This is a genomic window from Rhizomicrobium palustre (genome assembly GCF_011761565.1).
GTDB classification, from domain to species: Bacteria; Pseudomonadota; Alphaproteobacteria; order Micropepsales; family Micropepsaceae; genus Rhizomicrobium; species Rhizomicrobium palustre.
In genome coordinates, this window is the sequence record NZ_JAASRM010000001.1 from 1,499,537 (window position 1) to 1,521,622 (window position 22,086).

Annotated in this window: 17 protein-coding genes and 1 tRNA gene; 11 read left to right on the forward strand and 7 right to left on the reverse strand. The window is 61.0% G+C overall.

Features of this window, described 5'->3' with window-relative positions; genetic code table 11:
• Nucleotides 1–89 precede the first annotated feature (89 nt).
• The gene (locus FHS83_RS06775; protein WP_167082136.1) at nt 90–1,655 is read left to right on the forward strand and encodes a hypothetical protein; all 1,566 of its coding nucleotides are present in this window, start codon (nt 90–92) and stop codon (nt 1,653–1,655) included.
• Nucleotides 1,652–3,040: a glycosyltransferase family 39 protein gene (locus FHS83_RS06780; RefSeq protein WP_167082138.1), complete on the forward strand. Its 1,389-nt coding sequence runs from the start codon at nt 1,652–1,654 to the stop codon at nt 3,038–3,040. Before FHS83_RS06775 ends, FHS83_RS06780 begins: the two co-directional genes overlap by 4 nt.
• A 34-nt stretch (nt 3,041–3,074) precedes the next feature.
• Here FHS83_RS06780 and FHS83_RS06785 read toward each other — a convergent pair whose 3' ends face one another.
• Together FHS83_RS06785 and FHS83_RS06790 are read right to left on the reverse strand one after the other, a co-directional pair.
• A complete protein-coding gene (locus tag FHS83_RS06785) occupies nt 3,075–6,506 on the reverse strand; it encodes a trifunctional glycoside hydrolase family 18/polysaccharide deacetylase/glycosyltransferase family 2 protein (protein ID WP_167082140.1) in 3,432 nt (1,143 codons plus the stop codon).
• A 166-nt stretch (nt 6,507–6,672) separates the two neighbouring features.
• A tRNA-Met gene (locus tag FHS83_RS06790) sits at nt 6,673–6,749 on the reverse strand.
• 328 nt (nt 6,750–7,077) lie between these two features.
• On the opposite strand from FHS83_RS06790, the gene dksA reads away from it, so the two are divergent.
• On the forward strand, nt 7,078–7,494 hold the full coding sequence (dksA, locus tag FHS83_RS06795) for an RNA polymerase-binding protein DksA (protein WP_167082142.1): 417 nt from the start codon (nt 7,078–7,080) through the stop codon (nt 7,492–7,494).
• 62 nt (nt 7,495–7,556) lie between these two features.
• On the opposite strand, the gene flgH is transcribed toward dksA, so the two are convergent.
• Genes flgH through flgF form a run of 4 tightly spaced genes read right to left on the reverse strand, consistent with a single transcriptional unit; the run spans nt 7,557 to nt 10,322 of the window.
• A complete protein-coding gene (flgH, locus tag FHS83_RS06800; protein ID WP_167082144.1) occupies nt 7,557–8,282 on the reverse strand; it encodes a flagellar basal body L-ring protein FlgH in 726 nt (241 codons plus the stop codon).
• 16 nt (nt 8,283–8,298) lie between these two features.
• On the reverse strand, nt 8,299–8,787 hold the full coding sequence (flgA, locus tag FHS83_RS06805; RefSeq protein ID WP_167082146.1) for a flagellar basal body P-ring formation chaperone FlgA: 489 nt from the start codon (nt 8,785–8,787) through the stop codon (nt 8,299–8,301).
• Nucleotides 8,787–9,575, reverse strand: a complete 789-nt coding sequence (gene flgG, locus FHS83_RS06810; RefSeq protein WP_167082148.1) for a flagellar basal-body rod protein FlgG — start codon at nt 9,573–9,575, stop codon at nt 8,787–8,789. The genes flgA and flgG overlap by 1 nt, the downstream gene beginning before the upstream one ends.
• A 12-nt stretch (nt 9,576–9,587) precedes the next feature.
• Nucleotides 9,588–10,322 (reverse strand): flagellar basal-body rod protein FlgF, encoded by a 735-nt coding sequence (flgF, locus tag FHS83_RS06815; RefSeq protein ID WP_167082150.1) that lies wholly within the window; start codon nt 10,320–10,322, stop codon nt 9,588–9,590.
• Between the two features lie 210 nt (nt 10,323–10,532).
• On the opposite strand from flgF, the gene FHS83_RS06820 reads away from it, so the two are divergent.
• The 7 genes from FHS83_RS06820 to FHS83_RS06850 all read left to right on the forward strand — a co-directional run bounded on the left by FHS83_RS06820 (nt 10,533) and on the right by FHS83_RS06850 (nt 19,460).
• The gene (locus FHS83_RS06820) at nt 10,533–11,060 is read left to right on the forward strand and encodes a flagellar basal body-associated FliL family protein (protein ID WP_167082152.1); all 528 of its coding nucleotides are present in this window, start codon (nt 10,533–10,535) and stop codon (nt 11,058–11,060) included.
• Between the two features lie 86 nt (nt 11,061–11,146).
• Entirely contained in the window at nt 11,147–12,163 is a 1,017-nt protein-coding gene (fliM, locus tag FHS83_RS06825) for a flagellar motor switch protein FliM (RefSeq protein WP_425061526.1), read from the forward strand.
• Nucleotides 12,164–12,174: 11 nt separating this feature from the next.
• On the forward strand, nt 12,175–12,651 hold the full coding sequence (locus FHS83_RS06830; RefSeq protein ID WP_167082154.1) for a DUF6468 domain-containing protein: 477 nt from the start codon (nt 12,175–12,177) through the stop codon (nt 12,649–12,651).
• A complete protein-coding gene (locus FHS83_RS06835) occupies nt 12,648–13,352 on the forward strand; it encodes a MotE family protein (RefSeq protein ID WP_167082156.1) in 705 nt (234 codons plus the stop codon). Before FHS83_RS06830 ends, FHS83_RS06835 begins: the two co-directional genes overlap by 4 nt.
• Nucleotides 13,353–16,760 carry a tetratricopeptide repeat protein gene (locus FHS83_RS06840; RefSeq protein ID WP_167082158.1) on the forward strand — a complete coding sequence of 1,136 codons (3,408 nt, stop codon included), beginning with the start codon at nt 13,353–13,355 and terminating at the stop codon, nt 16,758–16,760. It abuts the gene before it with no gap.
• 244 nt (nt 16,761–17,004) lie between these two features.
• Entirely contained in the window at nt 17,005–17,571 is a 567-nt protein-coding gene (locus FHS83_RS06845; RefSeq protein WP_167082160.1) for a hypothetical protein, read from the forward strand.
• A 185-nt stretch (nt 17,572–17,756) separates the two neighbouring features.
• A complete protein-coding gene (locus FHS83_RS06850; RefSeq protein ID WP_167082162.1) occupies nt 17,757–19,460 on the forward strand; it encodes a methyl-accepting chemotaxis protein in 1,704 nt (567 codons plus the stop codon).
• A 202-nt stretch (nt 19,461–19,662) separates the two neighbouring features.
• On the opposite strand, the gene FHS83_RS06855 is transcribed toward FHS83_RS06850, so the two are convergent.
• Nucleotides 19,663–20,907 carry an alkaline phosphatase family protein gene (locus tag FHS83_RS06855; RefSeq protein WP_167082164.1) on the reverse strand — a complete coding sequence of 415 codons (1,245 nt, stop codon included), beginning with the start codon at nt 20,905–20,907 and terminating at the stop codon, nt 19,663–19,665.
• Nucleotides 20,908–21,022: 115 nt separating this feature from the next.
• Between FHS83_RS06855 and FHS83_RS06860 the strand changes: the two genes are divergently transcribed.
• Nucleotides 21,023–22,072, forward strand: coding sequence for an NAD(P)-dependent alcohol dehydrogenase (locus FHS83_RS06860; protein ID WP_167082166.1), 1,050 nt, complete (start codon nt 21,023–21,025; stop codon nt 22,070–22,072).
• The last annotated feature ends 14 nt before the right edge of the window (nt 22,073–22,086 follow it).

Below are 22,086 nucleotides of genomic sequence, written 5' to 3' on the forward strand. Positions count from 1 at the left end.
CAGCGGCCGCGTCACACTGTGCCAAGCTGTGCCGGACGTGCTAGGAGGGGCGCGTCCGGTAGGGTTGCCGGAGGGGAATATGGCACACGATGCAAGACTTCTTGAGGCGTGATTGGCCGCTGGCCGCCCTTGGGCTGGTGGCGTTTCTATTGGTCCTGCCGCTTTGGCTTGTTACCTCACCAGCTATGCCGGATTACCCCGCGCATCTGGCTGGGTTTCATCTGACGGCTGGAGCGGCGGCGCAAAAACCGCTGTCCGAGTTCTACACCATCGAGTGGCGGCTGCTGCCGAACCTCGCCTCCGACATTCTGGTACCGCTTTTCGCGCAAGTGCTGCCGCTGGAAATCGCAGTGAAGCTCTTCCTCAGCCTGACCGTGATCTTCTGGGTGACGGGCGCGGGGCTGATCCATCGCGCCGTGACCGGCAAAGTGGGGGCCGTGGCTCTGGCGGGCGCGCTTTTCGCCACCAATGCCAATTTCACCTGGGGCTTTCTCAATTACACCTTCGGGGCAGGGCTTTCCTTCCTCGCCTTCGCCGCTTGGGTCAAATTCCGCGAAAAGCTGACCGCCAAAGTGATCGTGGCCTTCACCCTGGTCACTTTCGTGCTTTATGTCTGCCACCTCTTTGCCGCCTGCATCCTGGTGCTGCTGATCGGCAGCTATGAGCTCACCGCCATCCTGAAAGCGGGAGAGTTCGATCTGAAGAAGCTTTTCCCGCGCGCCTGGCGCATCGCCATCATGTTTGTGCCAACCGCGGCCGCCTCGCTGTTCTTCAAATCGGCGGGTGGCGAAGGCGGCTCTATCGAATTCAACTACGGCGATACGATTGGCGACCGTTTCGGCAGCGCCGCACAATGGGCTTATGGTAATCCGGCCTATCTGGTGATCGGCGGTCTTTCCATCCTGATCCTGGCCGGGCTCGCCTATGGCAAGCTGCGTGTCCATCCGGCGATGAAGCTGACGGTCCTGATCCTGGCCGCATTGACGCTGGTCGCCCCGGAATGGGCACTGGGCGGCTGGGGCGTGGATATGCGCCTGCCGCCAGTTCTGGGCGTGATCACTTTCGCGAGCCTGCAACTGCGCGCCGATAAGCGCATCGCCATGGGATTTGGGGCGCTGGTGGTGCTAATCGCAGGCATCAACGCGGCGACATTGACCACCGATTGGCGGAGCCACGATAAGCAATTCCAGGAATTTCGCGCCGCGACCCGCGTAATGCCGCCGGGCTCCAAGCTCTTCACCGTGCTCGATGGAGATGCCTTGAGCGACATCTCCGACCAGCCCTATTGGCATATGGCGGAGTTCGCCATCGTGGACCGCGGCGCCTTCACGCCCTTGATGTTCACCACCAAAGGCCAGCATATCGTACAGCTAAAGCGGCCTTACGATCAGATCGCCGCCGCCACCGCGCAGCAAGGCTCACCACCCGATGCCACCGAGCTGACCAACCTGTCGCTGGGCCGCGAAGATGCCGATCCCGATATCAAAGAGGTTTTCCCCTACCTCAAATATTTCCAGTGCCGCTTCGATTATGCGGTGATCGTGCATGGCGGCGGCCAGCAGGCCGATGTGCCTGCCTTCCTGCAGCTTGTGCATTCGGGCAGCTTCTTCTCGCTCTATAAGATCCATCCGACAGGAATCTGCGCCGCGCCATGAACCCAAGGGTCGCCACAAGGCTTTGTCTTCTCGGCCTTTGCCTTCTCTCTGCGATTGGGCTCTGGCGAGTCATCGCCGGGCTGACCTTAGCGGTTCCGCTGGACCCCAATGAGGGCTGGAACGCCTATCACACCGCCGCGCTGATGCGTGGAGGCGCACTCTATCCACCCGCGCACGCCTATATCGTCAATAATTATCCGCCGCTGTCCTTCTATGTGGTGGGGGCGGCGGGCAAGCTGATCGGCGATTACATTTTCGCCGGACGCATTGTGTCCTTCCTGGCGCTCGGCTTTATCCTGGTAGCACTTCGGGCGATAGCGCGGCACATGGGAGCGCGACGCGACGCGGCGCTGCTGCCTAGCCTCCTGTTTCTGACGGTGCTGATCCTTTTCAGCGATTACGCCGGGATGGACGATCCGCAAATGCTCGCCCATGCGGTGGCGCTAGGCGGTCTCTGGGTGCTTTTGGCGCGCCCGCGCACCCGGCAGAGGCTGGCCCTTTCGGCCGTACTGTTCGTGGCGAGTATTTTCGTCAAGCACAACATCATCGCCTTGCCCGCCACCGCCTTCCTCTGGCTTCTTTATGTCGACCGCAAAGCGGCCGGGTATTTCTTGGGTTTTGGCATCGCCTTTCTATCGATGGGGCTGGGGCTGTTTCACCTCCTTTATGGCGTCAGTCTTTTGTCCGTGGTCGCCACGGCGCGGATGTATTCCACCGAGCAGCTATTCGAGATGGGTGGCGCCTGGCTGACCGCCATGGCCGGACCGCTGCTGGGCTTTGTATTGCTGGCTGGACGGTTTTACCGCAAACCCTATGTCGTCTTCTGCATCGGTTATGCGATCACATCCATCGCGCTGGGCCTCGCTTTTCTCGGCGGGGCAGGCGTGGATGCCAATGCCATGTTCGAAGCCGACATCGCATTGGGGCTTTCAGGCGGCCTGCTGATCAGCTATCTGCCCGGCTGGCGCAAAGCGATCGCATCGGCGGCCTATGTGCTGCCCTTCCTCTTTTTCGCCGCGCGCAATGACGATTGGAAAGTGGCCAATCTTCAGCTTCATCCCTTTCGGGCGGAAAGCGCCATCGCTTCGGGCGACATTGCCTTCATGAAGGCACAGAAGGGGCCCGGCCTCTGCGAAATGCTGTCTTTCTGTTATTGGGCGGGAAAACCGCCTGCGGTCGACTTCTTCAATGTCGGCCAGCAATTCGATACCGGCGTGCGCAGCGATGCCGAAATCGCCGCGCTGGTCGAGGCCAAACATTACGCCGTGATCCAGTTCGACCCCGACTCGCCCTATTCCCTGGGCGAAGCGGTGCACGATGCGATGGAGCGATCTTATCGCATCCACCACAGCGATTGGTACGGCACCTTCTACGTACCGAAATAAGTCCGAGACCAGTCCAGCCTTGACCAAACCGTCGTTAAGCCGATTTGGTCTTCACCGTGCCGGTGCGTTCGAGCTTGCCCCAGCCCACCACCACGCCGCGCAGCGCCGTCCAGATCGAGCGCATCACCACGTAATACATGAGCTGGCGATAGCCGAAGCGCTGCAGCATCAACCACCACAGAAGGCTCCAATTCTCCCGCCGCTCCATCAGGAAGCCGAACACCGCAGCCGCCAAATCCACCACCATGAACACGACATAATAAATGCCGACAGTGATGAGGTTGTTGTTGGTGTATTCCGAGCCGTGCTGCACATACGCCACCCATTGGGTGATGAGCTGCCAGACCAGCATGAGATCGGCCACCGGCGCGAGCGCCGTGAGCAGAATCTGAAACAGCCAGACCTGCGGCAAGGCCACGGTGCCTAAGAAGCCGTAGCGCTGCGAGAAGGTCATCTCGCGATATTTCCAGAGGCATTGCAGGGTGCCGAAGGCCCAGCGGAAACGCTGCTTGGCCAGGGTACGGAAGGTGGTGGGCGCTTCGGTCCAAGCGATGGCCGAGGAATCGAAACGCACCGTATAACCCGCGCGCTGCAGGCCAATGGTGAGATCCTGATCCTCTGCCAGCGTATCGGTGGGATAGCCGCCGACCTTGATCAGCGCTTCCTTGCGCCAGGCGCCGACCGCGCCAGGAATGACCGTGAGCGTGCCCAGCGCCGCGAGCGCGCGCCGTTCCAGGTTTTGCGCCACGACATATTCGAGAGCCTGCCAGCGGGTGATCATGTTGAAGCGATTGCCCACCTTGGCATTGCCCGCCACAGCACCGAGCGTCGGACCGATCTCGGGATCGGAGAACCAGCGCACCAGCCGCGAAATCGTATCGCGGTCGAACTGGGTGTCCGCGTCGAGCGCCACGATCACTTCGCCCTTGGCCTTCTCGATGCCAAAGTTGAGAGCGCGCGCCTTGCCGCCATTGGGAACGGAGATCAGCGTGACATTGGGCGTGTCCCCGAATTCCTGGCGCACGACCTCGGCAGTGCCATCCTGCGAGCCGTCATCGATGACCAGGATCTCAAGGTCCTGATAATCACTGGCCAGAATACGATGCACCGTCGCGGCAATAACCTTCTCTTCGTTATAGGCCGGGATCAGCACCGTCACCGGCAGATGATTTTCCGGCGGGGGCGGATCATCCTGACGGCGGGCGCGCCAGTAATCCCACATGGACAAGCCGCACAACACCAGAAGCCGCCCGATACCCAGGAAAATGGCGACGATGAAGCAGTAGTAGAGAACGCTCGAAATCCAGGAGAAGGTGAGGAACACCACCCGGTTGGCATAGAGCGTGAGGCTGGGCGCAATACGCGGCATCGCCTGTTCGCGCGTGAGGCCAGCAAGTTCCGACACCGGTACAAAGCGGTAGCCCTTGGCCCGAAGATCATCGATCAGGCCGGGCAGCATCTCGACCGTACGCTCGCGCGGGCCCCCGGAATCGTGCAGCAGAATGATGTTGCCGCGCGTATCCAGATCAGGGTCGGATACCGCCTTGAAAACGCGCTGGCGCATTTCCGCTATCGGAGGCTGCTGCCAATCGAAGGGATCGACATGCACACCCACAGTGATCAACCCTTGGTCCTGGGCGATCTGCACCGGAATGATTTCATCCTTGTTCACCGGTTCGGCGTCGCCGAGATAAGGGGGGCGGAACAGAACCATGCGGCGGCCCGTGAGCGCTTCGACCAATCGCTGGGTGGCGTTGTATTCGAGCTTGTCGGCTTCGGGAGCAGTTTCGGCGAGGTTGGGATGGGTGAAGGTGTGATTGCCGATCTCGTGGCCTTCATCGAGAATGCGCTGTAGCAATCCCGGATGGGCTTCCGCATTGGCGCCGATGATGAAGAAGGTCGCCTTGACCTTCTTCTCTTTCAGGATGTTGAGAATGGCCGGGGTATAGGCGGGGTCCGGACCATCATCGAAGGTCAGCGCCAAAGTCATCGGCACCGCGCCGACACGGCGGATGACAAAGCTGGTCGGCAGGGCGGTGTAGGTTTCGTCGTTGATATCGCCCGTCTGCGGATCGGTGTCGAAGGTTCGCGAGCCTTCAGCAGGTGACGCAATCACGCGCAGGATTTCACCACGGCCTTCGAAATCCACATCCTCACTGGTCGGAATATGGCGCAGCGCTGCCGGGGCGGGCGAACCATAACGCCGTCCGAGCACGGACCAAACCGTCGGGTCTTCGCTACCGATGCGCCACAAGGCATAGCCAGCGGGCTGATAGACGTCGGCGGCATGGACCTGATTGAAGACTGTCACGCCGTCGAGAAACCAGACGTCGTGCTTCACATTGCCGTCTTCGATATAGGAAAAATGCGGGTTGTTGGTATCGGGGTCGAAATCGACCCGAGCGTTGGAGTCCTTGGCCGCGACGACGGCATTCTGAAAAGTCAGATCCGTGGCCGAGGGACCGCCGTGCCAATCATAGCCATAGCTGCCCAAAGCGACGATGGTGCGGCTCGGCGGCAGTTCCTTGATACGCTTGTCGAGATTTTCTTCGAACCAAGGCTCACCGGCGATCGATCCGGCAGACCCGGTCTCGTCATGCTCGTCGTACGCCATGAGAATGGTGTAATCGAGCGATTTGGCGAACCGCGCGAAGGGCCATTTGTCATCATCATATTGAGCGCATTGGGCAAGCACCCAACCATTCGGCCGGAACAGCGCATTGAGTTCCTGCAGAAACTTTTCGAGATCGTTGTGGGAGGCCGGCGGCACTTCCTCGAAATCGAGTACCAGTCCCTGATATTTATTGGCCTTGATGTAGTCGACCAGGCTCTTTTCCAGCGCCGCGCGGCGATTTGGATCGGCCAGCATGCGCGCCAGCCCTTGGCCATCCCAGCCATTATCCGTGAAGTTCCACAGCACCGGAAGGATCGGCACGGAGGGCGCATTAGTGCGCAAGAGCTTCTTGGCTTCGTGGTCTTCCTTGACCCTGAGCGAGTGGTCCGGGCCTTCCAGCGACAGCCAGCAGGGCAAGAACCAATCAAGCTTGGGCAGCGCCCGCTTCAAAGCGGGATAGGCAATGTCGTCGTCATCCCAGGAGGTATAGAAGCCGAGGGTCAGGGGACGATCAGCCCGGGGGCGCAACGCCGCCGCGAGGTCACGCTCGGGAATTTTCTGATGCGCCAGCTTGGCCTTCCACCCCTTTGCCAGCGCGGCACGCCGCCTGGCCTCGGCAGAGAGCTGGGCTTCCGATTTCAACAAGGAGGGGGCAACGGCGCGATGCACCAGCGCGTTATTGGGTGTGCGCTTGACGCGCAAATCCGGCGAGGTCGCTTCTTGGGTGACAATGATGCTGGCCAGAAAGGCGATACCGAGCACCGTCGAGATGATCGCTCCGGCCCAGCCCAGCATGGAAAGCCGCGCCGCGCGCCGCCCGGTTTCGTCAAAGAAAATCGGTTTGTTGGACATGTTCTGTGCGACCAGCTTCGAGGGCCCGCCCTAACCGGACAAAATATCCAGAGGGTTTGGGCCGGACATATATATGTGTCCGGTCGGCAACCAAATTGAATATACGCAATTTTCGGGACAGGAGCCCCCCAATGGCAGGAAATTGCCAGGGGGGATCATTCGAGGCTGGTTGCGGGGATAGGATTTGAACCTATGACCTTCAGGTTATGAGCCTGACGAGCTACCGGGCTGCTCCACCCCGCGACGCCTCGAAGGGTGGCGGGATATAGGCCATCACTTCCCCCCTGTCCACCCCGTTTTTTGTCTTTTCTGGCCGGGACGTAATCCATCCCCAGGCGGGCGGCAAAAGCGGCCAAATCAGGGCAAAATGCCGCTTCTCACCCGGCCCAGGATGACCGGGGGACAAAGAACGGCGCAACTCCTCGCCCCCTAACCAATGGCTGCCTAAAGGACAGGCGGCCGCTGCAAGCTCGCCCTTTTTGTTCTTAACAACGTCCATCGATCTTCATTGATGCGCGTCCCCACTGTCGCTATAAGGCGCGCGACGAGCGACACCTTCGAAGGAGCGTTCATGGGTACCCAACTTCCGCCCGGCTACAAGCCGTCGGAAAGCGAACCCTTTATGAATGAGATGCAGCGCGAATATTTTCGGCGCAAGCTTCTCAATTGGAAAGACGAGATTCTTCGCGAAAGCCGCGAAACCATACAGAATCTCCAATCCGAAACCGTGCCTCATGCTGATCTTGCGGATCGCGCTTCGACAGAAGCCGAGCGGCAATTGGAGCTGCGCACACGCGATCGCCAGCGCAAGCTGATCGCCAAGATCGACGCCGCCTTGCGGCGAATCGAGGACGGGACCTATGGGTTCTGCGAGGACACCGGCGAACCTATCTCGCTGAAACGCCTCGACGCCCGGCCGATCGCGACCTTGTCGATCGAAGCGCAGGAGCGCCATGAGCGCCGCGAAAAGGTCTATCGCGACGATTGATGTGAAAAAGGCCTGACCGAAACCGGACAGGCCTTTTTGCTACAGTCTGATGGTTCGACGCCTTACCAGGGCATCAGGATATCGTAGAGCTGGCTGCCCAGACGCGGCTGCTGCATATCGCTGACCGTTCCGCGGCCGCCGTAATTGATTCGGGCCTCAGCGATCTGGGTGAGATCGATGGTGTTCGAGCTGGTGATGTCTTCGGTCCGGACAATGCCGGTCACCGTCAAATCGCGCAGCTCGCCATTCACCTTCATCTGCTGATGGCCGGCGATCACCATATTGCCGTTGGGCAGGACCTGGGTGACCAGCGCGGCCAGCGTCATGTTGATGGTTTCAGAACGCGCCACCGTGCCTGCGCCCGCATTCGAGGTATCGGAGCCCATATTCACGAGCTTGCCGCCGCCGCCTGCCGCCGCCACCACGGGATTCTTCTCAAGGCCGAAAAAGTTACCGAGGCTCGCGTTATCGGAGTTGGTGCGCGAGCGGCTGGTCTGGTTGGAGAGCTTGGCGGTGTCGGCCACAGCCACGTTCACCGTGATGATGTCGCCCACCCGGCTGGCGCGCGGATCATGAAAGAAGCTGCGGGCGCCCGGCTGCCACAAAGATTCGCGGCCACGCGGTTCTGCGGGCGGCTGCGGCATGGGTACGGAGACCTGCGGCGCACCATTGGTCATGGAGGCGAGCCGGGGACCGCCATGGGCAAGATCATCGAGCCGGTCATAGGAAGAGCAGGCCGAGAGAAAAAGGGCGGCGATAGAGAGAGCGAGGACAGGACGGAAGTTCATGGCGCGTCTCTTCTGTTTACGGGGTGGCGCTGGCGAAGCGGGCGGAGGTCGATTCGGCGCGGACCTGACCCGGACCCACGACAACACCGCTGATCTGGCGGAACGAGGCTTGGTTCTGGATGGTCACGGTGTCGCCGAGACCGCCTTCGGTGATCGCGCGGCCGGTGGCGGTAAGGGCGATCCCGGGGGCTTCGAAGCTCATGGTCACCATGGAGCCGCGGGCGACGAGAACAGGGCGGCGCACATCCTGAACCCGCAGGGTTTCGCCTGCGCGCAAGGTGCGGCGGGTTTCGAGCCCGACCACCTCGGAAGAGGAGGTGGCAACCCCGCCCATGACGGTGGTGGCGACGGTCGTATAGGTCAGGTCCGAATCGGTCAGCACCGTGCCGCGGGCGATATCGTGGGTCGGCACCACCACGCGCACCCCGGCCGCGGCGGGCGCGGAGACGGTTACGGCGAGGCCGATCAGGGCGGCGGCGAGAATGAGAGAGCGGCGGATCATCATTAACCTCCAAGCTTGGCGGTTTGGGCCAGCATCTGGTCGGCGGTGGAGATCACCTTGGAATTCATCTCATAGGCGCGCTGGGCGGAAATCAGCGAGGTGACTTCGCTCACCGCATCCACATTCGAGGTTTCCAGGAAGTACTGCTGGATGGTGCCGTAGCCTGTTGAGCCCGGCACGCCCGATTGCGGCGCACCCGAGGACGAGGTTTCAGCATAAAGATTGTCACCCATCGCCCTCAGGCCAGCTTCATTGGGAAAGCGGGTGAGTTCGAGCTGTCCGACGGTCTGCAGCGCGACCTGCCCGGGAATCGTCGCCTGCACCAGGCCAGCGGGGGTGATCGTCACCGCGGTCGCGGTCGGCGGCATCGAGATGCCCGGCTGGACCGTATAGCCCTGCTGCGTCACGAGCTGACCAGCGGAGGAAAGCTGGAAATTGCCATCACGGGAGAAGGCGTCGGTGCCATCCGGCATCTGGACGCGGAAATAACCCGCGCCATTGATCGCCACATCGTAGGGGTTCGAGGTGTTCTTGATGTCGCCCGGCTTGGTCATGCGGTAGATCGCGGCGGTGCGCACGCCCGCGCCAAGCTGAATGCCCGAGGCGAGCAACGTCCCGGTGTCGGAGGTCTGAGCGCCGGCTTGCTGGATGTTCTGATAGAGCAGGTCCTGGAAGGCTGCCCGCTGGGCCTTGTAGCCCGTGGTGTTCATGTTCGCGAGGTTGTTCGCGATGACTTCGACGTTGGTCTGCTGGGCCAACATGCCGGTGGAAGCAATCGAAAGGGCACGCATCAACTTTACTCCTTACTGTACAGCAGCCAGCTTTTGGATCGCTTGGCGCTGCATGTCCGAATGGCCCTTTTCGAGGGAGGCAGTGGCTTCATAGGAGCGCATCACTTCAATCATGCGCGATATTTCGATTACGGGCTGCACGTTGGAGCCCTCCAGCATGCCCTGGGCTATCACAGCGTTAGGAGCCGCATTGGCCTGTTGGGTGGTGGAATAAAGGCTGTCGCCTTCCTTGGAGAGGGCGCGCGGATCGGCGAAATCGACCAGGCGCAGCTTGCCGATCTGGCCTTGCTTGCCGGTGATGGTGCCGTCGGCCCCGAAGGTAATGTCGCCGTCATCGGGAGCGATGGTGATGGCGCCGCCATCTCCCATGAGCTGGTCGCCGCTCTCGGTCACCACCGTGCCATCGGCATTGAGGGTGAAATGGCCGTTGCGGGTATAGCGCTCGCCTTGGGCCGTCTGGATGGCGAAATAGCCCGGGCCGTTGATGGCGAGGTCAAAGGGCGCGCCGGTGGATTCGATCCGTCCGCCCGAAATATCGCGCAAAAGGCCGGCATCGCGGACAAAAGACACCGTCTGGGGCCCTTTTTGGCCTTCGGCGGGCTTCATCTGCTGCAGAACCTGCTCGAACTTCACGCTTTCGCGCTTGTAGCCGGGGGTGTTCACGTTCGCGATGTTATTCGCGATCACGTCTATCGAGCGGAAAGCCGCCAACTGGTACGATAGGGATAGGAGCGACGTATTATCCACGGAGCGGGGGTCCCTTTCTGGTCCTCTTCCTGGCCAGAAGGTCTGCACAGCCCGTGCCAGGGCAAAATCCTGGATTTCCGGGCCTCACCCCCGGCGCAAAACGTCCATCTCGGCAATTACTGCCGAGAGAAGTCTGCCGAGCCCCTATTTTTGAACCACTCCTTAACCACGTCCGCCTAACGTCGGCTCTGCTTCAATGGCGGAAGGCGCATGGCCAACACCGATACAGCAGATGGCGAAGGCCAAGACGGCCAAAACCCAGCCGAAACCGAAAAGAAAGGTTTCGTTAAGAAACTGCTTGGCAACAAGAAGATGCTGATCATTGTCGTGGCAGCCCTGCTCTTGCTTCTGGGCGGTGGCGGCGCAGGTCTCTACTTCTTAGTGCTTGCCCCCGCCGAAAAGCCCGCCAAGGCCGAGGAGCCCCCGCCACCGCCGCCGACCTATTTCGATATTCCCGATCTGATCGTGAATATTCAGGGTGCGGACGGAAATCCGGTTTATCTGAAGCTCTCGGTCTCGCTCGAGCTCGCCACTGCCGAAGACAAAAACGGCGTGCAACCGTTGATGCCGCGCGTGGTCGATCAGTTCCAGGGTTATCTGCGCGAACTTCGCCCCGACGATCTCAAAGGCTCGGCTGGAATCATGCGAGTGAAGGAAGAGCTCTTGCGCCGGGCCAATGTTGCGGCGGCGCCCTATCACGTCCGCGATGTGCTGCTCAAAGAAATGATCATCCAATAGGATAGTTGCGTTCTATGGCCGACGAAAACCCTATGGCAACCCAAGCCGATATCGACGCCGCATTCGCAGCGGCGGCGGCTTCGACGATGCTGCCTGATCTGGACGCCCCAGGCGCGACATCGGCACCTGCCGAGCGCATTCTCAACCAGGATGAAATCGACAGCCTGCTCGGCTTCGACATCGGCGTTGATCCCATCCAGGATAAATCCGGCGTCCGCGCGATCATCAACTCGACCTTGGTGTCCTACGAACGTCTGCCGATGTTGGAAATCGTCTTCGATCGCCTGGTGCGGTTGATGACGACATCCTTGCGCAATTTCACCTCCGATAACGTCGAAGTCAGCCTGGACAACATCACCTCGATCCGTTTCGGCGATTACCTCAATTCGATCCCGCTGCCCGCCATTCTGGCGGTGTTCCACGCCGAACAGCTCGACAATTACGGCCTCTTCACCGTCGATTCGAACCTCATCTATTCTATCGTGGACGTGCTTTTGGGCGGACGCCGTGGCTCCTCGGCGATGCGCATCGAAGGACGCCCCTACACCACCATCGAGCGCACCCTGGTGCAACGCATGATCGAAGTGATCCTGCAGGACATGGTGCAGGCCTTCGAACCTTTGGCGCCGGTCACCTTCCAGCTCGACCGCCTCGAAACCAATCCGCGCTTTGCCGCCATCGCGCGCCCGGCCAACGCCGCCATTCTGGTCAAGCTGCGCGTCGACATGGAAGACCGCGGCGGGCGCACGGAATTGCTGCTGCCTTACGCCACCCTGGAACCGATCCGCAAACTGCTGTTGCAGCAGTTCATGGGTGAAAAGTTCGGCCGCGACTCCATCTGGGAAGGCCATTTGGCGACCGAGCTATGGTCCACCACCGTCGAGATCGATGCCATCCTCGACGAACAGATCATGCCGCTTTCCAAGATCATGAACATGCAGGTGGGCGAGACGCTGCTGCTCAATGCCACACCTGAATCCAAAATCGATATGCGTTGCCGCGGCGTGCCTCTGCTGCGCGGTCGTATGGGTCGGGCTGGTGCCTCGGTTGCTGTGCGCATCGAGGAAGCCATCGAACGCACCGACGCCAGTAAAGCTTTGTAAGGAGTACCGTCATGCATATGCCGGCCATTACCCTCGCTATGGGGCTCGAGATATTACTATCGGTCCTTCTGGCTCTAACGCTGCTCTACTGCATCGTGCTGGAGCGGCGGCTGGCATCGGTCCGCAAAGGCCAGGATGGCCTCAAGCGCATGATCGGCGACCTTAACAGCGCCATCGCCAATGCCGGAGCATCCTTGCGCGCCCTTAAAATGGCAGCGGGCGAAGCGGCTGAGACGCTGGATGACCGGCTACGCCGCGCACGGGCCCTTTCCGACGAACTTTCGCTTCTGACCAATTCCGGCGAGCGCATTGCTCAGCGTATCGACCGTGGCGTTTCAGCGCCCCGAGAAACGTTCAGAGATTCCGGCCGCGAGATGCCCCGCGATTTCGGGCGCGAGGAACCCCGCGCCACCTCTAGCGGCAGCGCTGCGCCGCTTCCCTCGGGCAGTGTGATGAGCCGTCTTTCCGCGTTGAAGGCTGTACGATGAAATATTTCCGGCTGCTTCCTGCCGTAATGGTTGTGAGTCTGGCGCTTCTCGGCCTGAAGGGCGAGGGGCTTGTTCGTAGTGCCTGGGCCGAAGGTCAGAAGCCGGCAGGCAGTGACCAGCTTGCCAAGGATACGGCACCGCTCGCCTCTGATCCGGCTGCGGAAAATCCCGATAGCGAAAGCGCCGCGGAAGTTGATGTGGTCAACGCGATGACCAAGCGCCGCCATGCGCTGGACAACCGCGAGGCCGATATCGACATGCGCGATCAGGTGCTGAAGGCCGCCGAAGCCCGCGTCGACGCCAAGATCGCCACGCTGAAGCAGATGCAGGACCAGATGGCGACGCTTCTGTCCCAGCGTGATGCCGAACAGCAAAAGCAGGTCGCCTCGCTGGTGAAAACTTATTCGGCAATGAAGCCCAAAGATGCCGCGCGTATCTTCAACAACCTGCCCGATGGCGTGCTGGTGCCCGTGGCCCAGCAGATGAAGTCCGACATCTTGGCGCCGATCCTGGCCGCCATGACGGCCGATAACGCCCAGCGCCTGACCGAAAAGCTCGCCAGCCGCTTGAAGCTGCCGGAAACCGCACAAGCCGTGACGCCTGCCCCCGCTCCCCTGCCCCAAGGCCTTCCGGCCGGTGCGCCTGGGGCTGCGCCCGCGGGCCCGCAGCAAGGTGGTCCGGCCGCAAAGCCGGGTAAATAGATGAACACGCGCCTTCGCCGGATCGCTCCTTTCGCCTTGGCAGGTCTTATCTGCTTTGGGGCTCCGGCTTTTGGCGCCGATACGGTGGCGGGCGCGACACGGGATGGCTATGGCCGCCTGACTTTCGCCCTTGCCCCAAGCGATCAGGTGACGGCCCAAGTCACCGGCCAAGTCCTCACCATCAGCTTCAATCGCAAGATGGGGCTGACGCCGGAAGGCATCGCGCAATCCTTGCCCGGCTATATTTCCAGCGGGCGTGTGGATGCAGATGGCAAAACCTATCGCTTTGCCTTGAGCCAGACGGTCAAGCTGCACACGACCTCAGCGCCCGGCAAATTCGCGGTCGATCTGGCGCCTAATAGCTATACCGGCACGCCGCCCGATCTGCCTCAGCCGCCGCCGCCAAAAAAGCCGGAAACCGATATTTCCAAACTACCGGTGCTGAAGGTGCGTTCGGGCGCCTATCAGAACTTCACCCGCGTGGTGTTCGATTTCCCCCGCACCGTGCCCTATAAGGTCTTTCCGGGCTCAGGCAAGCTGACCATCAGCTTCGATGCTCAGATCAATCCCGATTTCTCCGCCATCGACCGTCAGGCGCCTCCATGGATCAAGACCGCGGGCTGGCACCTGTCGGGGTTTCAAACCATCGTCGATTTCACCATCGACTCCGCCTCGGGTTTCCACGATTTCCGCGATGGCACGCATATCGTGCTGGATGTTCTGGCGCCCAAGACCGATGCCGATGCCTATCGCCCGCCGGGCACAGGTAAAGGCGCGGTCACCCCGATGGCCCAGAGCACCAATGCGGTGGTCGCCGCCATCCATGACGCCTCGTCAAAGATGGGAGCGACTGGAGCGCCCGCCAAGCTCACCCAGCCAACGAAACCGGTTACGCCGCCGCCCGCGCCGCAAGCACAGCCGGGCAAACCTGGGTCCGGCAAACCTGGCGCCCAGCCGCCAGCCCAGCAGCCAGCCCAACCCGCGGCACAGCCGTCGGCCCAACCGACCGCGGAAGGCCAAGCCGCGATCCCGACGCCGCCCACCGATGCCGCCGCCACCAACACCGTCGGTCAGGTGGCCGATGGTCATCTGACCAAGGACGGCGCGGTGCTTGTGTTCCCTGGCGCAGGCCGCCAAGCCGCCGCCGTCTTTCAGCGCGGGCTTAATGTCTTTGTAGTTCTGCAAGATGCCCAGCCTTTGGATGTGCAGCATCTGAAGACCCAGCTCGGCGCCTTCCCGACCGAAGTCGAAGCCTCTTCCGGTGCAGGCTCCACACGTTTGCGCATCGCGCTTCGCCAGCCCGCAGCGCTGGCCGCTTTTGCCGAGGGTGCGAACCTCAAGGTCGTCATCGCCCGGGAAGTCAATCCGACGGCGGTTGCCTTGGGCTTTGCCCGAAACCAGGAAAACCCCAAAACCGCCAGCCTTTCGACCCTGATGACCGGCGCGCAGCGCATGGAACGGCTGACTGATCCGTCCGCGGGAGACGAGCTTCTGGTCATTCCCGGCATGATCGGGCGTTTTGTGCCGGAATCGCGTGAATATGTTGAGTTCTCGGTGATGGCGAGCGCCGCGGGCCTGGTGATCAAGCCGCATGTCGACGATCTCTCTGTGACGGTGCAGTCGCCGCGCGTAACCATCTCGCGCGCCAGCGGTCTGATGCTGACACCGCCCGCCATGGCCGCGTCCACGCCCGAAGCGCTGGCCGCTGCCGCCGGCAGCCCTTGCTTCCTGGATCTTGCCAAATGGAAAACCTTGGGCGGGCCCAACTTCCTCGATGCGCAGCGCAAACTCCGCCTCGACGCCTCGCGGGCGGAGAATGAGCGGTCCCGCAAGGCCCGCCTCAAGCTCGCCCGCTTCTATCTTGGCAATGGTTTTGCCGCCGAAGCCTTGGGCATGATCAACTTCATGCAGGCCGATGATCCCGGCCTTGCCAGCGACACCCAGCTTCTGACTATGAAAGCCGCCGCGAGCCTGATGATGGGGCGTTATCGCGATGCCCATAACGCGCTGTCCGGCTCACAATTCGACCAGGACCGTCATGCCGCCTTGTGGCGCGGACTTGCCGCCGCGGGGTTGGAAGATTGGGAAGACGCGCGCGCCAATTTGGAGCGCGCCGAACCGGTGCTGAACTCTTACGACAGCGAAACCAAAGCCAAAGCGAACCTTGCTATGGCGGAAGCGGCGATGGGCACGCAGCGCCTGGAAATCGCCGATGCCGCGATGGAGCGCGTGCCGGAAAAGCTGGAAGGCTCGCTCGGCATTCTGGCCAAACTCGACCGCGCGCGCCTCGCCGCCGCCGAGCACCGCAACGACAAAGCCGACGCCTTGTTCGACGAGGTGGAGAAGAGCGGCAACGAGATGTACGCCGCCGAAGCGATCTATCATCGCATCACCACCGGATTGCAGAGCGGCATGTTAAAGCCGCAACAGGCGATCAACGGGTTGGAGCGTTTGCGCTATCGCTGGCGCGGCGACAGCCTGGAACTTAAAACCCTGCGCAAGCTCGCCTCGATCTATTTCAGTGAAAAGCGCTATCGCGAAGGCTTTCTGACCTTGCGCGTGGCCGCCACAAACTTCCCGAACAACAATGAAGGCATGGCGGCCATGGACGACATGCGCGCGGCCTTTGTTGACCTCTTCATGCATGGCAAGGCCGATAGCTTGCCGCCGGTGCAGGCGCTTGGCCTGTTCTATGACTTCATCGAACTGACGCCGATTGGCGCCGATGGCGACGAGATGATCCGGCGCATGGCCGACCGTCTGGTGAAGGTCGATCTGCTCGGCCCCGCCGCTGATCTCCTCAATTACCAGGTCACCAAGCGCCTCGACGGCGTAGCGCGGGCCCAAGTCGCGACACGGCTCGCCATGGTGCAGTTGATGGACCACAAGCCGCAAGCCGTGCTCGACACGCTGCGCACCACGCAAATCTCCACCCTGCCCGATGAGGTCAGCCATGAACGGCTTTTGATGGAAGCCAGGGCGCTCACCGAGCAGAAGCATTTTGATCGCGCCCTCGATCTCATCGGAGTCGATCAACAGGCCGATACGGTCGCGCTGCGTGCAGAGATCTATTGGAAGAGCGGCAACTGGCCTGTGGCAGCGCAGAAGGCCGAAGAATCGCTCGGTGAACGCTATAAGGACGACAAGCCGCTGACCGATTCCGAGCGCCAGATCGTGATGCGCGCGGCTGTTGCCTATTCGCTCGCGGGCGATCAGCAAAGCCTAGACCGCTTGCGCAACAATTTCTGGGCCAAGATGAAAGCCAGCCCCGACGGCAACGGCTTTGCAGTGGTCACCGAGCGCATCGATCTGCAAGGTGTTGCCTTCCGCGATGCCGCCGCCAAGGTCGCCTCGGTCGATACGCTGAAGGCCTTCATGCTGGATTATTCCAAGCCGCTGACGCGCTGATCAACACCTGGACAGACTCCCTTCAAAAACCGCGAGGGATTGATTCCGGCTTTCGCGATTTTTCTGCCCCCTCCCCTATTTCAGTGGGAATAGCGATGCGCGGTCGGCGTATTAGGCTGTAATGCCCTGACGACCTAAACCTCGTCTCCTCCAGCAAAGTCAAACAGCGTTAGTGGGGTGAGAAGCGATTGTAGCAATGACGAGAGGCGACTAAGACAAGCCCGAAATCTCCTCGGCGGCGCGTATGAAATTCTATGATCTCGATCTGGTGCCTGGGCGCGATTGCGGGGATTGCACCATCTGCTGCACGGTGATGGCGATCGACCGGCCAGAAATCCAGAAAAGAGCGGGCGTCACCTGCCGCCATTGCAGCGACCAGGGCTGCGCCATCTATGACGCCCGCCCTCAGCTCTGCCGCGATTTTCATTGCGGCTGGCGCCAGCTTCCTATCCTGGCAGAGAGCTGGCGGCCGGATATTTCGGGCGTCTTTACGGAAATCGAAGTGATCGAGGACGAGACCGCAATCAGCCTGGTCTTGATCGGAAATCCCTTGAAGACCATCCGCCAGAGCTGGTTCCTGGATTTCATTATCACCGGTGTGGAAGGCGGCGTGCCGCTATATTTAGGCCTGCCGGGACCGGATGGCTTTCAGGGCGCCAGCCTTCCCATCACCACCCGCCAGATGGCCGAGGCCGCCGCGACCAGCCGCGCCGCGGTGAAAGTGCTGCTCGAAAAAGAGCTGAAACGGCTCACGGCACATGAATTCGAACCCAGAACCTTTGCCTATAGCGGCAAGGATTTCGGGCGATGACCTGCCCCCGCCGACCGTCGGGCGCATATTTGCCTCTGTAAAACTTACAAACCTATTGCGCGAATTCCCGCAAAACCTGCGTTTTCCCAGTCTGGTCAAACACCTATGCGCCATTTAGAGCGATACCGGTTTACCACTTCTCCAGCACTTATCCGCATTATCCCGCCAAAGCGGTGTAGGGCAGTATGCGGTTCAAAAAATCCAGCCTGGAACGGCAATTCCTGATGATCGTCGGCCTTGGACTGCTACTTGCGACCGCGGGTATCGCGCGGCTTGCCTGGTGGTCACAAACCAAAGCGATTGAGGATCGGCTACACAGCCTCTCGGCCAACGAGATGCAATCGCTTGATGCGCTGGTCAATGCGGCGATGCTGGCACGGCTTTCCGATTCCAACAATGTGGCGCTCAACGTCTTCGATGGCTGGTTCGCCCAGCGCAATGCCGATTATCCCGGTGCCTTGTGGAGCGCCTGGAACACGCCCATGGCCGAGGTGGTGGCCAAGACCGATCCTCAAAAGAAGATCAAGCGCACGCGCGACACTATCGATGAAGAGGTGATCCGCACCAAGGCGCCGGTGGCGCGATTTGTGGGAGACACATACCGCTTCTCCACCCCTGTGATTCTGGGCGGCACCAAAGCGACGGCGCGGGCCGAATGCTATGCCTGCCATGCCGCACCGATGGGCCAGAACAAAGGCGATGTCATCGCGGTGTTTTCCTCCAGCCTTTCGGCCAAGAAGGACCTCGCCGAGCGCGACCAGAATGTGAAAATGCTGGTGATGGGCGCGGTGAGTTTTTCGCTTCTTCTGCTCATCGCCATCAAGCTGACGTTCAAGACCGTGGTCGCCCGCCCCTTGGAACGGATGATCCGCGCCATGACGGCGCTGGCGGGCCGCGATACGAGCTATGAGGTGCCGCATTTAAACCGCAGCGATGAGATCGGCCAGACCGCGCGCGCCGTGCAGGTGTTCAAAGAAAGCATGATCGAAACCCAACGCCTGACACAGCAGGAAAAGGCCGAGCAGGCAGCCAAGGTGAAGCGGGCGCAGCATCTGGAAGACTTGACCCAAAAATTCCAGGCCTCCACAGGCTCGATGGTGGAGCAACTTTCCGAAGCCGCCTCTGAGCTAAAGACCGCCGCCAAGGCGATGCATGACACGGCGGAAAAGGCGAGCCGCCATTCGCTGAGCGTGGCCGAGGCGATCGATACCGCGTCGGAAAACGTCAATGCGGTGGCAGCTTCCACCGAACAGCTCACCGCCTCCATCGACGGCATCCGCAGCCATGTGAAACAGGCTGCGACCATCGCAGGCCGCGCCGTCAACGAAGCCCAGCAGACCGACAGCATCGTGCAGACGCTCTCCAGCGCCGCCGCCAAGATCAGCAATATCGTGGAGATGATCGGCACCATCGCCAACCAGACAAACCTGTTGGCGTTGAATGCGGGCGTGGAAGCGGCCCGCGCAGGCGATGCGGGACGCGGCTTTGCCGTGGTGGCCGCCGAAGTGAAGCTGCTCGCCAATAAGACCGCCGAGGCGACGCGCGAGATCGCCACGGAAATCCGCCAGATTCAGGAATGGTCAGGTCAGGCCGTGACCGCGATCAACAGCGTGGGCGGCACCATCCGCGAAATCAGCGACATCGCGTCGGCGATCGATGGTGAGGTGGAACAGCAGCGTCTCGCCACCCAAGCCATCGCCAAGAACGCGCAGGATACCGCGCATAAAACGAGCGAAGTGTCGCGCAACATCAACACGGTGCGCGCGGCCTCGGAGGAAACCGGCGAAGTCTCCGAACAGGTGCTGGGCTCCGCCGGACATCTCGCCGAGCAGTCCGATCAGCTTTCCGCCGATGTGAACAGCTTCATCAAACAAATCGGCGCGGCGTAAGCGGCTGCTTCTCCTCCCCAAGGCATCTCATCCCGGACGCGTCCGCACCAATCCTGGTATTGGCACATGGGACGCGATCCGGGATCAACTTCGACGCTGTCCAGATTTCCTGTTGGGTCCCGGGTCTGACAACATCGCGCGGTGCGCAGTCCTGCTCGCCCGGGATGACAAATGGAGTTGATCTGACTGGGCGTTCTTCAACTCACCGCCCCAGCTTCACCGCTTTGCCGTCGCTGCCCAGCCCCGGCTTGAGGCCCATCAGCTTTAGCACAGTCGGCGCGACGTCGATCATTTCCACCCGCGGCAGGACTTTGCCTTTCGCGATGCCTGGGCCCCAAGCGTAGAAAATCGCATGCATGGCTTCCACATCCGGTTTGAAGCCGTGCTTGGAGTTGAACCATTTATTCTGAGGTTCATAGACCACCGGGCCGGAGACGTTCTCCTCGGCCTTGGCATCGGCTTCTTTCATGATTTCCGGACCTTCGAAATCATAAGGCGGGCGTGTGATGAGCAGAATGTCGCCGACGCGCGCGCTCGTGCCGATATGGGCATAGGAAGGAAAATGACCCTTCTCATAGGTCTCAAAAACATCGCTATAGGTTTTCAGCGCCGCAAGGATGGCGGCCTTATCCTGACCGGGCTTTAGATAGAGCATTGCCGAGCCGGAACCATAGGCGACATCAGCCTCGAAATGATGCTGTGCTCTGAGCTTGCCGAGATTGATGACCTTTTCGACTTTGGTCATGCCATGGTCAGCGCCAATGATCAGGGTGGGCTTGCGCGCCGCAGGCAAGGCTTGCAACGCGGCGATCAGTTTTCCGACCACCGCGTCGGCCTTGGCCACGACCGCTTTGGTCTTATCGCCATGCACGCCATCGCCATGGGCGACCGAGTCCGGATAGTCGAAGTAGAGCGTGACCAGACGGGTGCCGCCATTCAGGGCCGCGACCGCCTTGGCGATGATGGTGTCGTCACTATCATGCTGGGACCAGGGTACTTCCTCATTGATCACATCCGCGGTGGGGCCAGTCTTGCTCGACCAGCGGCCGACGATATTGAACGCAGCGGTCGAAACACCCTGGCGCTTGGCCGCCTGCCAGAAGGTTTCGCAGCCGGTACGCCAAGCCGCGTCGGCGCGATCCATCTTGGTGCCGTAAGCGCCCAGCGTGGGATCGAGAAACTCATTGGAGACGATGCCATGATGGGCCGGCCAGCAGCCGGTGGCAAAGCTGGTATGGTTCACCATCGACAATGTCGGGAAGACCGGCACGAGATGACGTGAGGAAACCCCTTCGCGGGCGAGGCGATCAAAATTAGGCGTCACCACCCCTTCCATCATGAAGGGTGAGAAGCCATCGAACAGCACCACCACGGTTGTACGGCTGTCTGCGAGCGCGGGTGCGGCAAGCAGCAGGAAAACAGCAAAAAGATATTTCATGCGGCGCATGCGAGGCCTCTGTACTTGTAATGATGGGGGGATATACCCCTCACTTTCGCTCCGTAAGCCCTTAGCGCTCCGATTCGACATTGGTGCGACAAACACCGCCTTCAAGGAGACCAAGATGCCTATTTCCGTCGTCGGCTATGCGGCCGCCTCGCCTACTTCCGATCTCGCGCCCTATAGCTTCGAGCGCCGCGATCCCAAGCCGGATGATGTGGTGATCGATATTCTTTATTGCGGCGTGTGCCATTCCGATCTGCACACCGCGCGCAACGACTGGGGCGGGACACAATATCCCAACGTGCCCGGCCATGAGATCGTCGGGCGCGTGATCGAGGTCGGCGGCGCGGTGACCAAATTCAAGGCGGGCGACGCGGTGGGCGTGGGCTGTCTTGTGGATTCCTGCCGCGAATGCGAGCCTTGCCAGCACGGTCAGGAGAATTACTGCGAGAGCAAGGTCTTCACCTATAGCAGCATCGACAAAGACGGCGCGCTTACCCAGGGCGGCTATTCCACTAAGGTGGTCGTCTCTGAACGCTTTGTCTTGAAGCTGCCCGAAGGCATGGATCTGAAAGGGGCCGCGCCGCTTCTCTGCGCCGGCATCACCACCTATTCGCCGCTACGCTATTGGGGCATTTCACGCGGCGACCGCGTGGCCGTGACCGGGCTTGGCGGGCTTGGCCATATGGCAATCAAAATCGCAAAGGCGATGGGCGCCGAAGTGACCCTCTTCTCGCGTTCGCCCGGCAAGGAAGCGGATGCCCGCCGCCTTGGCGCGGATAACGTCGTGATCTCCACCGATGCCGCTGCCATGGCGAAGGTGAAGGGACGCTTCTCCTTCATCTTGGATACCGTACCGTATGATCACGATCTCAACCCTTATATTCCCACCCTTTCGGTGGACGGCACGCTGGTGCTGGTAGGCTATCTCGGTCCATTGGGCTCACCGCTCAACACCGCGCCGCTGGTCCTGGAACGCAAGGCCGTCGCGGGTTCATTGATCGGCGGCCTGCCGGAAACCCAGGAGATGCTCGATTTCTGCGGCGAACATAACATCGCCGCCGATGTCGAAATGATAGCTATGCATGAGATCAACGAGGCTTACGCGAGGATGCTGAAGAGCGACGTGAAGTACCGCTTCGTCATCGACATGGCGAGCTTGAAGGGATGATTTGACCAAAGCTG